The sequence below is a fragment of the Curtobacterium sp. MCPF17_021 genome (assembly GCF_003234605.2).
Taxonomy (GTDB): Bacteria; Actinomycetota; Actinomycetes; order Actinomycetales; family Microbacteriaceae; genus Curtobacterium; species Curtobacterium flaccumfaciens.
This window is the reverse complement of record NZ_CP126252.1, coordinates 838,037-852,128: the sequence shown is the minus strand read 5'-3', so window position 1 is coordinate 852,128 and position 14,092 is coordinate 838,037. Positions and strand designations below refer to the sequence as shown.

Below are 14,092 nucleotides of genomic sequence, written 5' to 3'. Positions count from 1 at the left end.
GCAACCGGTTGCCACTTGTTGCCAGACGCGAATACGTTCGGCCTCGTGAAGGACCTCTCGACGGACGGCGGCGGGCGCACGGGCGGTGCCGCGGGCGCTGCTGGTAGCGCCGCTGGTGCTCGCGCTGCCGCCGCTGGTGCTCGCGCTGCCGGCACCGCCGCTGGTGCCGCGCGTCGCGTCACCATCCGCGACATCGCCGACGCCACCGGGGTCGCCGCGTCCACCGTCTCCCGCGCCCTGTCCCTGCCCGACCGGGTCAACCCCGTCACCCAGGAGCGCATCCAGCGGGCGGCCCGCGAGCTCGGCTACGTCGCCAACTCGCAGGCCCGGGCGCTGACCTCCGGGCGCACCCGCGCCGTCGCCGTGCTCGTGTCCGACATCACGAACCCGTTCTACTTCGACGTCATCCGGGGCACCCAGCACCAGCTCGCCGGAGCCGGGTGGACGCAGCTGCTCGTCGACACCGAGGAGTCCGCCGACGCCGAGATGGCCGCACTCACCGCCGTCGGGGCGAAGGCCGACGGGGTCGTGCTCACGGCGTCACGCCTGTCCGACGCGCAGATCGCACGGTTCGCCGAGCGGATCCCCCTGGTCGTGGTGAACCGCCGACCCACCGGCGTGCCATCGGTGCTCATCGACACCCCCGGCGGGGTGGAGCAGGCGGTGCAGCACCTGGTGTCGCTGGGACACCGGGAGATCCTGTACGTCGCCGGGCCGGACAGCTCGTGGTCGAACGAGCGTCGGTGGCGCGCGCTCGTGCAGGTCGCCAAGCGCCTGGGGATCCGCGTCGCCCGAGTGGGGCCGCACGCACCCTTCGTCGACTCCGGCGCCGCGGCCGCCGACGCCGCCGTGCACGCCGGTGCGACCGCGTGCATCGCCTTCAACGACCTGATCGCCATCGGGATGCTCGCCCGGCTGCGGGAGCGCGGGGTCCGCGTCCCCGAGGACATGAGCATCGTGGGCTGCGACGACATCTTCGGCGCCGACTTCTGCAACCCGCCGCTCACCACGATGACCTCGCCGATCGAGCGGGCCGGCCGGGTCGCGATCCGGATGCTGCTCGGACGGCTCGGCGCCCTGCCCGCCGACGAACTGCCCGGGGAGCACATGTCCGGCGCCGTCGCCCTGCCCACCCACCTGACCGTGCGCGAGTCGACCGGGCCGGCACCGCGCGCCCACAACGACTGATCCCGCACTCGCCACCGGCGAACCCGCCGCCCTCGAAGGAGTCGATGATGACCCGCACCAGCACCCCCACCCGGCTCGCACCGCACCCCGACCGGCTGTTCCCCGCCGACCCCGGAGCGCGAGCCGTGGCACGCACCGTGTACGAGGCGGTCAAGGACGCCCCGATCATCTCGCCGCACGGGCACGTCGATGCGGCGTTGATCGCCTCGAACCAGCCGTTCAGCGACCCCGCATCGCTGCTCATCACGCCCGACCACTACGTGCTCCGCCTGCTGCACGCGAACGGGGTGGACCTGGCCGCGCTGGGACGCGCGGACCGGTCGGGAACCAGCCCCGTTCCTCCAGGCCGTGCCATCTGGCGGCAGCTGGCGGAGCACTGGGACGACTTCCTCGGGACCCCCGTGCGCTACTGGTTCGAGACGGAGCTGCACGACGTGTTCGGGCTCGACCAGGCGCCGTCCGCGGCGAACGCGGACGACCAGTACGACCACCTCGCCGGCCTGCTGGCGTCGCCCGCCTTCCGGCCACGCGCGCTCTTCGACGCCTTCGGCATCGAGGTCCTCGCCACCACGGACGGCCCGGCGGACGACCTCGCTGCGCACGCGCAGCTCGCCGCGGATCCCGGCTTCACCGGCCGGGTGCTCCCCACGTTCCGCGCGGACGCCGTGTTCGACCCGACGCGGTCGGACTGGAGGCCCGTGGTCGCGTCGATCGGCGAGGCCGCCGGCATCGACACGGGCACCCACGCAGGGCTGCTGGCGGCTCTCCGCGCACGTCGCCACTACTTCATCGAACACGGCGCGACCGCCACGGACACCGGAGTGCTCGACGCGGGCTCCGCTCCCCTGCCGTCGAGCGAGCGGGAACGCATCCACGCCGCGGCACTGCGCGATGCGTCGTCGGTCACCGAGGCCGAGGCGACGGCGTACCGGCACGACATGCTCTACCGCTGGGCGGAGATGAGCGTCGAGGACGGCCTCGTCATGCAGCTGCACCCCGGGGTGATCCGGAACCACCACACGCCGACGCTCGAGCGCTTCGGGCCGGACACGGGGCACGACCTGCCCGCCGTCGGGTCCTTCACCGAGCCGCTCCGGCCGCTGCTCGAGTCCTTCGGCACCGCTCCCGGGTTCCACCTCGTGCTCTTCACCGTCGACGAGACCGTCTTCTCGCGCGAGATCGGGCCGCTCGCGGGCTTCTACCCCGCCGTGTACGCGGGCGCGCCGTGGTGGTTCATCGACACCCCGGCGGCCATCGGGCGCTACCGGTCGGCCGTCACCGACTCGGCGTCGTTCACCAAGACCTCCGGGTTCATCGACGACACCCGCGCGTACTGCTCCATCCCCGCGCGGCACGACATGGCGCGGCGGGCGGACGCGGCGTACCTGGCGTCGCTCGTGGTCACGCACCAGGTCTCGGAGGAGGACGCCGTCCGCACCGCCCGGCGCATCGTGTCCGACATCCCGCGGGCGACGTTCAAGCTCTGACGCTGCGGGCGGGTGGTGCGGCGCGGTGCGGCGCCGCACTGCCGCGTGGTGCGAGGTTCCGTGCCTGGTGCGAGGGTTGCCGGGTCGCACGGGACACGGAACCTCGCACGGTTCGGCGCTGCGGCGGTACGGTCGGGCGCATGACGGAGCGGGTGACTGCGGCGTACGGCGCTCGGGCCGACGAGTACGCGGCGCTGCTCGGGTCGATGGACACCGTCCACCCCGACGACCGAGCCCTCGTCGACGCCTGGGCAGCCGGTCGCAGCGGTCCCCTGGTCGACGCCGGGTGCGGCCCCGGTCACTGGACGGCGCACCTCGCACGGCAGTGGCACCGTGTCAGCGGCATCGACGCGGCGCCTGAGTTCGTCGAGCACGCACGACGGACGCACGGCGCCGTGGACGCGGACATCGACTTCCGGGTCGCGTCGCTCGACGCGCTCCCGCTCGCGGACGGCAGCGTCGACGGGGTCCTGGCCTGGTACTCGGTGATCCACCACGAACCGTCGCAGATCGGTGGGGCACTCGCCGAGTTCCATCGGGTGCTCGCGCCCGGCGGTGGGCTGCTGCTCGGGTTCTTCGAGGGTCCCGCGGTCGAGGCCTTCGACCACGCCGTCGTCACCGCCTACCGCTGGCCGGTCGCGTCCCTGGCGGCGCTGCTGGACGGAGCGGGCTTCGACGTCGTGGACGTCCACACCCGCACGGCTCCGGAGCACCGGCCGCACGGGGCGATCAGTGCGGTGCGCCGCTGATCGCCGACGGCTGACGGCCGCCGCGCTGTCGATCAGGCGTCCGAGACCATCGAGGTCAGAGCAGCAGCGATCTCCGGCACGGAATCGAGTTCCCCCTCGGCGATCGCGACGATGAAGTCGTACGCCTGGTCGTTCGAGGCGTGGAGCCGGACGCCGTTCACGCCGAGGAAGACCACGAGCAGCATGAGCCCGAGGCGCTTGTTGCCGTCGACCAGGGCGTGGTTCCGGACGGCGGAGTGGACGAGCGCCGCCGCCTTCTCGACCAGCGTCGGGTAGGCGTCGTTCCCGCCCACCGACGCGGCGGGTCGCGCGACCGCCGCCTCGAGCAGTCCGACGTCGCGGATCGCGTAGTCAGCTCCCAGGGTCCGACGAGCGACGTGCAACGCCTCGTCGGTCGTGAGGTGGATCACTTGCCGAGTCGTTCGAGCGCCTCGGCGTAGCGCGGGAGTTCTCGGTCGAGGATGCCGTCGATCAGATCGCTGCGGCTGTGCTGCTCGACGTACTCGCGGATGGCGGCGCGCGCGACGTCCTGCATCGAGCGCTCCTCGAGGTCAGCACGCTTGCGCAACGCCGCTGCCTCGTCGTCGTCGAGTCGGAGGGTCATGGCCATGGGGTCGATGGTATCAAGAGTGGTATCTGAACGCGCGGCAGTGATCGTGGTCATGGAGCGACGGTACGAGCGTCCCCCTCGACGCGGACGGGACCGGGGATCGGTTGGGGACGGCGACGGCCGCGCTGCGCCCTGTGGAGGAACTGCCCGGATCCGTCGCAGGTCGTCGACGTTCGTCAGGCGGTGGTGACCGCGAGCGCGGCGAGGATCTCCCGCACGGTGTCGTCGACCGATCCGTCGATCGACACCGCGACGGCGGCCTCGTCGGGCTGCGGCCGCTCGAGGGTCGCGAACTGCGAGTCGAGCAGCGTCGTCGGCATGTACTCGTGCTGGCGGTGGGACTGCCGTTCGGCGATCAGGTCGCGCGACCCGTCGAGGAAGGCGATGACGAGACCCGGCGCCGACTCGCGCAGACGGTCCCGGTAGGCACGCTTGAGCGCCGAGTTCGCCATCACGCACCGGGAGCCGTCCGATTCGACCGCGGCGATCCGCTCGGCGCAGGCGTCGAGCCACGGCCAGCGGTCCTCGTCGGTGAGCGGGATCCCCTGCCGCATCTTCTCCTTGTTGGCGACCGGGTGCAGGTCGTCGGCGTCGACGAAGACGCACGGTTCGCCCTGCGCGACCAGGGCGTCGGTGAGCGCCTGGCCGATGGTGGACTTGCCGGAGCCGGAGACCCCCATCACGAGGACGGGCGGGTGGACAGCGAGCTCGCTCATCCCTCCACAGTATTGATCCGGTGAACTCTGGTCCCCAGTTCCCGCAACACCTGTGCGATCCCAGACCGCCGGTCGTAGGTTGGGCGCCAACGTCAGGACAAAGGAGGCCCCCGTGGCAGACAACAACGGTCAGGCGAACATCGGAGTCGTCGGACTCGCAGTGATGGGCTCGAACCTCGCCCGCAACCTCGCATCGCGCGAAGGCAACACGGTGGCGGTCTACAACCGCACGTACGCCCGCACCGAGGAGCTGCTCCAGGAGCACGGTGACGCCGGGTTCATCGCGTCCGAGGACATCGACGGGTTCGTCGCCTCGCTGTCGAAGCCCCGGACCGCCATCATCATGGTGCAGGCCGGCAAGGGTACCGACGCCGTGATCGGACAGCTCGCCGAACGCTTCGAACCGGGCGACATCATCGTCGACGGCGGCAACGCGAACTTCCACGACACCATCCGACGTGAGCACGACCTGCGCGAGAAGGGCCTGAACTTCGTCGGTACCGGCATCTCCGGCGGCGAAGAGGGCGCCCTCAAGGGTCCGTCGATCATGCCCGGTGGCTCGAAGGAGGCCTGGGAGACGCTCGGGCCGATCCTGAAGTCGATCGCCGCGGTGGCCGAAGGTGAACCGTGCGTGACCCACATCGGCACCGACGGCGCCGGGCACTTCGTCAAGATGGTGCACAACGGCATCGAGTACGCCGACATGCAGCTCATCGCCGAGTCGTACGACCTGCTCCGTCGCGTCGGCGGGCTCTCGGTGGAGGACCTGGTGCAGGTCTTCGACGAGTGGAACAAGGGCGACCTCGAGTCCTACCTGATCGAGATCACCGGCGAGGTCCTCAAGCAGCGCGACGCCGACACCGGCAAGCCGCTCGTCGACGTCATCCGTGACGCGGCCGGCTCGAAGGGCACCGGCGTCTGGACCGTGCAGAACGCCGTGGGCCTGGGCATCCCCGTCTCGGGCATCGGCGAAGCCGTGTTCGCCCGCGCCGTGTCGTCGAAGCCGACGCAGCGTGCCGCCGTGCAGCAGTCGGTCAAGAACCGTCCGCAGATCGCCGAGGTTCCGGACACCTTCGCCGACGACGTCCGTGCGGCGCTCTACGCCTCGAAGGTCGTCGCGTACGCACAGGGATTCGACCTCATCATCGCCGGGGCGAAGGAGTACGGCTGGGACATCGATCTCGGCAACGTCGCGAAGATCTGGCGGGGTGGCTGCATCATCCGGGCCCAGTTCCTGAACCGCATCGTCGAGGCGTACGCCGAGAACCCGAAGCTCGAGTCGCTGCTGGTCGACCCGTACTTCGCGAACGCGGTCGCCGAGGGCGAAGCCGCCTGGCGCCGCATCGTCGGCATCGCGGCCGCGTCGGGCGTCCCCGCTCCGGGCTTCTCGTCCGCGCTGTCGTACTTCGACTCGCTCGCGTCCGACCGTCTGCCGGCGTCGCTGATCCAGGGCCAGCGCGACTTCTTCGGCGCACACACCTACCAGCGCATCGACAAGGACGGCACCTTCCACACGCTGTGGTCCGACGACGACCGCCGCGAGGTCGAGCAGGAGCCGTCCACGCACTGACGACCGCACCCGCTGCCGACCACGGAGGTCGGTGCGGGTTCGGCAAGGAGGGCCTCGCTGAACCCGGGGCCCTCCGCTGCGTCAGGCGACGATGCGTTCCCGTGCCAGGTCGGCGACGAGCCGGTCCAGCCGTGGACCGCGCCCGAGCAGCCGACGCGAACCGGGGGCGGTCCGGACGAAGAACGTCGCCACCGCGGGGGTGTCGTCCGGTCGTACGTGGTGGATCGCCACCGCACACGCGCGGCGAGCACCAGCGGAACCGCCAGGGCGCTCGGAGCCACCGTCTCGCCCCGAGCCGTCCGAGCCGTCGACGCCGTCCGCCACGTCTTCCAGTCCGACGTGCACGACACGACTCCACCGGATCACGAGCAGCCGGGTCGCCCGCCGTTCGTCGAGTTCCCACAGGGAGGCCTCGGTGGCACCGAAGGCCCAGGTCACGCGCGAACCGAGGTGGGTGTCCGGACGGACTTCGTCGACGATGCCACGGAGTTCCGGTGTCGGCGCCGCCGGGACGAGCCACACCGTCGGGTCGATCCGCCGGATGGCGAGCGCGAGGGCCTCGTCCGCCTGCCGCCGCCGTGCCGTCGCGGTCCGCACGACGGCGACCACGATGACCACGACGCCGAGCGCGATCGCGCCGAACTCGACGATGCCGTACCAGGAGAGGTCGACGCCCGGCGCCGTCGAGACGACGACGATCCGGGTGATCAGGAGGACCAGCCAGACGGCGACGATGACCCAGCGCAGGGTGGCGAGTCGACGTGCTGGAGACATCAGTGTCCGCCGTGCACCGCGGGCACGACCGGACCGCGGGACACCATCCGGACGCTGCAGCACGGTCCGATCCTCCCACGAGCCGCCCGCCACCTGCTGGCCGAACCCGATGAACGCGCGGGGAAGCGCGCACACACAGCCCACGAGCGGCCGGGCGACCTACGCTCGGGCGGTGACCACCGAGACGACGGACGAACCGATCGGCCAACCGACGGCGGGTCCGTCGGACGGCCCGGGCGGGCCCGATGCCCCTTCGACCCGACGTTGGACGCTGATCGCCGCGATAGTCGGCGTCGTGGCCGCCGCCGCGTTCCTCGGTGTCGCCGAGTTCGGCGCGCTGCTGCTCGGCGGAGCGGGCAGCCCCCTGGTCGCCGTCGGATCCGCCGTCATCGACCTCGCTCCCCCGGGTGCGAAGGACTTCATGGTCGCCGTGTTCGGCACCGGGGACAAGGTCGCCCTGTTCGTGCTCATGACGGTGATCGTCATCGCGATCAGCGCCGGTGCCGGTGTCCTCGAACGTGCACGACCGCCCTTCGGTGCCCTCGTGTTCGCCGCCGGTGGCGTGCTGGCGCTGCTTGCCGTCAGCACCCGCTCGGGCAGCGGGACGCTCGACGGCGCCCCGACGGTCCTCGGCATCGCGGCAGCGGTGGTCGTCCTGCGTCTGCTGCTCCAGCGGTTGCGCCGGTGGGAGGCCGCGGCGACCGTGCCGACGGCGGCACCGCGACCCGCCTCGGCGGAGCGCCGCACGTTCCTGGTCTGGGGCGTCGCGACGGCGACCGTCGCGATCGTGGTGGGCACCGCCTCCCGGCTGGGGTCCTCCGCGATGCAGGCGGCCGCTGCTGCCCGGCGGGCCATCCGGCTGCCCGCCGCGGCGACCGCTGCACCGGCGGTCCCCGCGGGTGCGTCGCTCGACGTCGACGGCATCACCCCCTACATCACGCCGAACGCCGACTTCTACCGGATCGACACGGCCCTGCGGGTACCGCAGGTCGACCCCGCCGACTGGTCGCTCCGCATCCACGGCGCGGTCGAGAACGAGATCACGCTGACGTGGGACGAGCTGCTCGCACTGCCACTCGAGGAGCACGTGGCCACCCTGAGCTGCGTGTCGAACGAGGTCGGCGGTGACCTCATCGGCACGGCCCGCTGGCTGGGCTACCCCATCCGGAAGCTCCTCGCCCGGGCGCGTCCGACGGGCGACGCCGACATGGTGCTCTCACGGAGCATCGACGGGTTCTCCGCCGGCACCCCGCTCGACGTGCTGCAGGACAACGGCACCGTGGCGCTGCTCGCGGTCGGGATGAACGGCGAGCCCCTGCCGACCGAGCACGGGTTCCCGGTGCGGATGGTCGTGCCGGGCCTGTTCGGGTACGTCTCGGCGACGAAGTGGGTCACCGAGCTCGAGGTCACCCGGTTCGCCGACGCGCAGGGCTACTGGACCCCGCGTGGCTGGTCGGAGCGTGGCCCGGTCAAGCTCGAGTCCCGCATCGACACCCCGCGGAACGGGTCGACCGTGACCGCGGGCAAGCCAGTGGCGATCGCGGGGGTCGCGTGGCAGCCGCACAAGGGCGTGAAGGCCGTCGAGGTCCGCGTCGGAGGCGGCGACTGGCAGCGCGCCGAACTCGCCGACTCGGTCTCCGCGGACACCTGGCGGCAGTGGGTGGTGCGGTGGACGCCGACCGCCGGCTCGCACCGCATCGAAGTGCGCGCGACCAGTGCGGACGGCGAGGTGCAGACGAGCGTGGACCGGCCGCCGGCGCCCAACGGTGCGACGGGCTGGCACACGGTGACGGTCGACGCGCGCTGACGCTCCGGCGCAGGATCGCGCGACACGCCCGCTGACTGCCGTCGAGGTGGCAGAAAGCGTCGGTTCGCGGACGCGCAGGCGACACTTCGTGCCGCCTCGGCGAACCTGAGCGGCATGTCATGACCGCTCGGCGCCGGCGCGCTCCGGTCACCCGACGGCCTGGAGGCCCGGTGCCGGCCCGCCCCGCCCCTCGCCCCGGTCGCGCGACACGCCACGTGCGTCACGCCGAGGGTGCAGAAAGCGTCGGTTCGCGGACGCGCAGGCGACACTTCGTGCCGCCTCGGCGAACCTGAGCGGCATGTCGTGACCACTCGGCACCAGGACCAGGCAGGCAGACAGACCGGGCCAGGCGTACAGACCTGGTCAGGCGGGCAGGGTCGCGACGACGCAGGTGCCGTCGACCTCGGCGTCCCGCTCGACCACGGTGGAGAAGCCGGCGGCCGTGAACGCAGCGGCGGACGCCTCGGCCTGGGCCTCGGACACCTCGATGACGACGGCACCACCGGGACGGAGCCACTCCCCCGCACCCGCTGCGATCCGGCGGTGCAGGCCGAGGCCGTCCACACCTCCGTCGAGGGCGACGCGGTGTTCGTGCTCGCGGGCCTCGGCCGGCATGAGCTCGATCGAGGCCGTCGGCACGTAGGGGGCGTTCACCGCCATGACCGTCACGGCCCCGCGGAACCGATCGGGCAGCGGCGCGAACAGGTCTCCGGCGACGACGATGCCGCGGTCGCCGATGTTCTCGGCTGCGACGTCGACGGCGTCCGGGTCGATGTCGCTGGCGACGAGGTCGAGCGCGCCGACGCGGCCGAACAGGGCGACCGAGATCGCGCCGGCACCGCAGCACAGGTCGACCACGCGGTCGTAGCGCTGCAGCCGACGCGCAGCCTGCTCGACGACGACGGTGGTGCGGGCTCGCGGCACGAAGACCCCGGGGGTCACCCGGATGCGATGCCCGTCGAAGGCAGCCCAGCCGAGCACGTACTCGAGCGGCTCACCGGCCAGCCGACGCTGCACGAGGCTCCGGAGTCGCACCGGCTCACCGTCACCTGCCTCGAGCAACAGGTCGGCTTCGTCCTCGGCGAAGACGCTCCCCGCGGCCCGGAGCCGGGCCGCGAGGGCGTCACGCGCGGGATGTGTCAAGCGGCGCCGTCGAACATCGACGTCACGGAACCGTCGTCGAAGACCTCGTGGATGGCACGGGCGATGAGCGGGGCGATCGGCAGGACCTCGAGGCGGTCCCAGCGCTTGTCCATCGGCAGGGGCAGGGTGTCCGTCACGACCACGCGGTCGATGAACTCGCTTTGCAGCAGCTCGGTGGCCGGGTCGGAGAAGACGGCGTGGGTCGCGGCGACGACGACACCCGTGGCGCCGGCGTTCTTCAGCGCCTCGGCAGCCTTGGCGATCGTGCGGCCGGTGTCGATGAGGTCGTCGACGAGCAGGCACACGCGGCCGCTGACGTCACCGACGATCTCGTGCACCGAGACCTGGTTCGGCACGAGCGGGTCGCGGCGCTTGTGGATGATGGCGAGCGGGGCGCCGAGCTTCTCGGACCAGATGTCGGCGACACGGACGCGGCCCATGTCGGGCGACACGACGGTGAGCGTCTTCGGGTCGAGGATCTGGCGGAAGCGCTCGAGCAGCACCGGCATGGCGAACAGGTGGTCGACGGGGCCGTCGAAGAAGCCCTGGATCTGCGCGGCGTGCAGGTCGACGCTCATGATGCGGTGCGCGCCGGCGGCCTTGAACAGGTCGGCGACGAGGCGGGCCGAGATCGGCTCGCGGCCGCGGCCCTTCTTGTCCTGACGGGCGTACGGGTAGAACGGCGCCACGACCGTGATGCGCTTCGCCGAGGCACGCTTCAGCGCGTCGACCATGATGAGCTGCTCCATGAGCCACTCGTTGATCGGCGCGGTGTGCGACTGGATGACGAAGGCATCGCAGCCACGGACCGACTCGTCGAAGCGGGCGTAGAGCTCACCGTTCGCGAAGGTCCGGGCATCGGTCGGCACGAGGTCGACCCCGAGCTCCTCCGCGATCTCGGCAGAGAGCGCCGGGTGTGCTCGCCCCGAGACGAGGACGAGTCGTTTCTGGCCGGTTGTCTTGATTCCGGACAAGTGCGGTGCTCACTCCCTGACCCACGAGGGGTCGATGTCGGCGACGGGTGGTCGCCGGGATCTATTCGCCGTTCGCGAGCCGAGCAGCCTCGGCCGCCGGTGTGCCGGGTCGGTGTTCCTCGACCCATCCGTCGGTGTTGCGCTGTGGGGCGTAGCTGATCGCGAGCGATCCTGCCGGAACGTCCTTGCGGACGGTCGTCCCGGCACCGGTGTACGCACCGTCACCAATCCTAACGGGGGCGACGAACACGTTGTGCGAGCCTGTACGGACGTTCGAGCCGACCTCGGTGCGGTGCTTGTGCACGCCGTCGTAGTTCGCGGTGATGGTGTTCGCGCCGATGTTCGAGTCCTCGCCCACCTCCGCGTCGCCGATGTAGGACAGGTGCGGGACCTTGCTGCCGCGGCCGATCCGGGCGTTCTTCGTCTCGACGAAGGTGCCGATCTTGCCGTCGTCACCGAGGATCGTGCCCGGCCGCAGGTAGGCGAACGGGCCCACCGAGGCACCGTCCCCGATCACGGCGAGGGTGGCGTCGACGCGGTTCACGGTGGCGCGGGCCCCGACCTCGGTGTCGCGCAGCGTGGTGTCCGGTCCGACGACGGCACCGGCGGCGATCGCGGTGGCACCGATGAGCTGGGTGCCGGGCAGGACCTCGGCGTCGGGCTCGATCGTGACGTCGAGGTCGATCCAGGTGGTCGCCGGGTCCTGCACGGTGACGCCGGCGAGCTGGTGGCGGCGGACGATGCGGGCGTTGAGTTCCCGCGCGGCGTCGGAGAGCTGGGCACGGTCGTTGATGCCGGCGACGAGCCACGGGTCGGTCAGGGTGACCACGTCGATGCGCCCGCCGCGCTCGCTGATCAGCGCGGGAGCGTCGGTGATGTACTTCTCGCCCTGGGCGTTCGCCGTGGTGAGCGACGGCAGGGCCGCCCGGAGGCGTGCCACGTCGAACGCGTAGATGCCCGCGTTCGCCTCGGTGATGGTCAGCTGCTCGGCTGTCGCGTCCTTGTGCTCGACGACGCTGACGAAGGCGCCGGAGGCATCCCGCACGATCCGTCCGAGGCCGGTCGGGTCCGGGGCGATCGCACTCACGAAGGTCGCCCCGTTGCCGCCACCGACGTGGGCGTCGACGAGGAGCCGGAGCGATGCGGCGTCGAGCAGCGGGACGTCGCCGGACAGCACCACGACGGCGCCGTCGAAGTCGGCGGGCAGTGCTTCGACCGCGACCTCGACCGCACGGCCGGTGCCGGGGACGTCGTCCTGGTCGACGACGATCGCGTCGGGGGCGCGCTCGACGACCTCGGCCGCGACGAGGTCACGCTCGTGCCGCACGACGACGGCGACGTGCTCGGGGCTGAGCGACGACGCCGTGCGCAGGACGTGCCCGATGAGCGGCAGTCCGGCGAGCCGGTGCAGCACCTTGGGCGTGGACGACTTCATGCGCGTGCCCTGCCCGGCGGCGAGGACGACGACGGCGATGCGCTGGTCGGTCATGCACCCATCCTGGCGCACCGCGACCCGGGTCGCCCGACGCGACCACGGTCCTGTGCGGAACCGTGCGCACAACCGCAGCCTGTGGACGGACGGGCACCGAGCCTCCAGGCCGCCTGACGGGGAGCTCTGGCAGCCCCCGCACGCCGAGGATCAGGCCCGCGCGCCCTGCGGTTCCTGCTTGACGAACGCCATCAGCACCAGCCCGGCGACGAGCACGACCACTACGCCGAGGATCCCGAACCGGGTCGACCCACCGACGGTCACCGCGACGCCGAACAGCGCCGGCGCGAGGAACGACGCGGCCCGGCCGGTGGTGGCGTAGAGGCCGAAGAGCTCGCCCTCGCGGCCGGGGGTCGTCAGCCGCGCCAGGTACGCGCGGGACGACGACTGCACCGGGCCGACGAACACGGCGAGGGTCAGCCCGAGCACCCAGAACCACCGCGTCTCGTTGCCGGCGGCGAAGACCCCGACCCCGCACACGGCGAGGCCGACGAGCGAGACCATGATGAGCGCACGCGACCCGAACCGGTCGTCGAGGCGTCCAGAGACGAACGTCGCGATGCCGGCCACGACGTTCGCGGCGATGGCGAACAGGATGACCTGCGACGGCGTGAACCCGAACACCTGCGCGGCGACGATCCCGCCGAACGTGAAGACGGCCCCGACGCCGTCGCGGAACACCGCGCTGGCGAGCAGGAACGCGAGGACGTTGCGGCGCTCGCGCCACAGCCGCGCGATGTCGCGGCCGAGGTCCGCGTAGGCACTGAACACGCCGCCACCGCGGGTGCGGTCGGGCACCGCTTCGGGCACGGTGAGGAACAGCGGGATCGAGCTGACGGCCAGCCAGACGGCGGCGATGCCGATCGCGACGCGGACGTCCCACTGCCCGGTGGCGACCGTCGCCGGCAACTGCAGGAGCCCGCCGACGACCCCGTCGCCCCGGAAGTCCTGGATGCAGAGCACGAGCAGCAGGACGAGCAGCACGATCCCGCCGAAGTACCCCGCCGCCCACCCGATGGCGGAGACGCGGCCGGTGCGTTCACCCGACGCAACCTGCCCGATCATGGCGTTGTAGCCGACGCTCGCGATCTCGTAGGCGACGGTGCCGATGCCGAGCAGTGCAGCTCCGAGCAGCAGGTACGGCTGGCTCGGCGCGACGAAGACCATGCCGCCGATCGACAGCGCGACGCCGATCGTGGCGATGAGGACGGAGCGGCGACGGTGTCCGGACGAGTCCGCGAGCCGCCCCATGGCCGGTGCCACCAGGGCCACGACGATGCCCGCGATGGTCAGTGCGGTGGACACGACGGCCGCGTTGTGCGCGAGCTCGCGTTCGACGATCGCCTTGCCGGCCGCGGATGTGTCGCCGACGAGCGCCGGGTCCACGAACGCCCGGCTGGCCAGGTACGTGCTGAACACGAAGGTGGTGACGACCGCGTTGAACGCGGCGGAACCCCAGTCCCAGAGCGCCCAGGAGACGAGCGCGCGCCGGTCGGTGCGCTGCGGCACGACGGCGGCCGGTGAAGCGGTCATGCGCGAACCGTAGCGCGTGCCGGTGACGCGGCGGTGGCCCCGTTCCGGGTCA

General features: G+C 71.9%; 13 protein-coding genes. 5 read left to right on the top strand and 8 right to left on the bottom strand.

The features are described 5' to 3' along the window. The first annotated feature begins 45 nt into the window (after positions 1 to 45). The 3 genes from DEJ29_RS04165 to DEJ29_RS04155 all read left to right on the top strand — a co-directional run bounded on the left by DEJ29_RS04165 (position 46) and on the right by DEJ29_RS04155 (position 3,424). Positions 46 to 1,188 carry a LacI family DNA-binding transcriptional regulator gene (locus DEJ29_RS04165; RefSeq protein WP_181438269.1) on the top strand — a complete coding sequence of 381 codons (1,143 nt, stop codon included), beginning with the start codon at positions 46 to 48 and terminating at the stop codon, positions 1,186 to 1,188. 47 nt (positions 1,189 to 1,235) lie between these two features. Next, positions 1,236 to 2,675: a glucuronate isomerase gene (uxaC, locus tag DEJ29_RS04160; RefSeq protein WP_111095806.1), complete on the top strand. Its 1,440-nt coding sequence runs from the start codon at positions 1,236 to 1,238 to the stop codon at positions 2,673 to 2,675. A gap of 140 nt (positions 2,676 to 2,815) precedes the next feature. After that, on the top strand, positions 2,816 to 3,424 hold the full coding sequence (locus DEJ29_RS04155; protein ID WP_111095807.1) for a class I SAM-dependent methyltransferase: 609 nt from the start codon (positions 2,816 to 2,818) through the stop codon (positions 3,422 to 3,424). Positions 3,425 to 3,456: 32 nt separating this feature from the next. Here DEJ29_RS04155 and DEJ29_RS04150 read toward each other — a convergent pair whose 3' ends face one another. From DEJ29_RS04150 to DEJ29_RS04140, 3 genes are all read right to left on the bottom strand, one after another. Then, on the bottom strand, positions 3,457 to 3,834 hold the full coding sequence (locus DEJ29_RS04150; RefSeq protein ID WP_110865036.1) for a type II toxin-antitoxin system death-on-curing family toxin: 378 nt from the start codon (positions 3,832 to 3,834) through the stop codon (positions 3,457 to 3,459). Then, positions 3,831 to 4,088, bottom strand: a complete 258-nt coding sequence (locus tag DEJ29_RS04145) for a ribbon-helix-helix protein, CopG family (RefSeq protein ID WP_254699648.1) — start codon at positions 4,086 to 4,088, stop codon at positions 3,831 to 3,833. The genes DEJ29_RS04150 and DEJ29_RS04145 overlap by 4 nt, the downstream gene beginning before the upstream one ends. A 122-nt stretch (positions 4,089 to 4,210) precedes the next feature. Next, positions 4,211 to 4,750 (bottom strand): gluconokinase, encoded by a 540-nt coding sequence (locus DEJ29_RS04140; protein ID WP_111054909.1) that lies wholly within the window; start codon positions 4,748 to 4,750, stop codon positions 4,211 to 4,213. Between the two features lie 112 nt (positions 4,751 to 4,862). Between DEJ29_RS04140 and gnd the strand changes: the two genes are divergently transcribed. Further along, positions 4,863 to 6,320 carry an NADP-dependent phosphogluconate dehydrogenase gene (gene gnd, locus DEJ29_RS04135; RefSeq protein WP_027464472.1) on the top strand — a complete coding sequence of 486 codons (1,458 nt, stop codon included), beginning with the start codon at positions 4,863 to 4,865 and terminating at the stop codon, positions 6,318 to 6,320. Between the two features lie 81 nt (positions 6,321 to 6,401). On the opposite strand, the gene DEJ29_RS04130 is transcribed toward gnd, so the two are convergent. After that, a complete protein-coding gene (locus DEJ29_RS04130) occupies positions 6,402 to 7,094 on the bottom strand; it encodes a hypothetical protein (RefSeq protein WP_146243532.1) in 693 nt (230 codons plus the stop codon). A 172-nt stretch (positions 7,095 to 7,266) separates the two neighbouring features. Between DEJ29_RS04130 and DEJ29_RS04125 the strand changes: the two genes are divergently transcribed. Continuing rightward, on the top strand, positions 7,267 to 8,901 hold the full coding sequence (locus DEJ29_RS04125; protein WP_111095809.1) for a molybdopterin-dependent oxidoreductase: 1,635 nt from the start codon (positions 7,267 to 7,269) through the stop codon (positions 8,899 to 8,901). 363 nt (positions 8,902 to 9,264) lie between these two features. Here DEJ29_RS04125 and DEJ29_RS04120 read toward each other — a convergent pair whose 3' ends face one another. The 4 genes from DEJ29_RS04120 to DEJ29_RS04105 form a co-directional block, all read right to left on the bottom strand. Further along, entirely contained in the window at positions 9,265 to 10,044 is a 780-nt protein-coding gene (locus DEJ29_RS04120) for a putative protein N(5)-glutamine methyltransferase (protein WP_111095810.1), read from the bottom strand. Further along, a complete protein-coding gene (locus tag DEJ29_RS04115; RefSeq protein ID WP_027464468.1) occupies positions 10,041 to 11,018 on the bottom strand; it encodes a ribose-phosphate diphosphokinase in 978 nt (325 codons plus the stop codon). The genes DEJ29_RS04120 and DEJ29_RS04115 overlap by 4 nt, the downstream gene beginning before the upstream one ends. Positions 11,019 to 11,079: 61 nt before the next feature. After that, complete coding sequence (glmU, locus tag DEJ29_RS04110) at positions 11,080 to 12,507, bottom strand: bifunctional UDP-N-acetylglucosamine diphosphorylase/glucosamine-1-phosphate N-acetyltransferase GlmU (protein WP_111095811.1); 1,428 nt, start codon at positions 12,505 to 12,507, stop codon at positions 11,080 to 11,082. Positions 12,508 to 12,657: 150 nt separating this feature from the next. Continuing rightward, a complete protein-coding gene (locus DEJ29_RS04105) occupies positions 12,658 to 14,040 on the bottom strand; it encodes an MFS transporter (RefSeq protein WP_111095812.1) in 1,383 nt (460 codons plus the stop codon). Positions 14,041 to 14,092: the final 52 nt, after the last annotated feature.

Coding starts and splice junctions, on each gene's coding strand:
- uxaC (WP_111095806.1), top strand. CDS start 1,236: ATGACCCGCACCAGCACCCCCACCCGGCTCGCACCGCACCCCGACCGG.
- DEJ29_RS04145 (WP_254699648.1), bottom strand. CDS start 4,088: ATGACCACGATCACTGCCGCGCGTTCAGATACCACTCTTGATACCATC.
- DEJ29_RS04130 (WP_146243532.1), bottom strand. CDS start 7,094: ATGTCTCCAGCACGTCGACTCGCCACCCTGCGCTGGGTCATCGTCGCC.
- glmU (WP_111095811.1), bottom strand. CDS start 12,507: ATGACCGACCAGCGCATCGCCGTCGTCGTCCTCGCCGCCGGGCAGGGC.
- DEJ29_RS04105 (WP_111095812.1), bottom strand. CDS start 14,040: ATGACCGCTTCACCGGCCGCCGTCGTGCCGCAGCGCACCGACCGGCGC.
- DEJ29_RS04155 (WP_111095807.1), top strand. CDS start 2,816: ATGACGGAGCGGGTGACTGCGGCGTACGGCGCTCGGGCCGACGAGTAC.
- DEJ29_RS04140 (WP_111054909.1), bottom strand. CDS start 4,750: ATGAGCGAGCTCGCTGTCCACCCGCCCGTCCTCGTGATGGGGGTCTCC.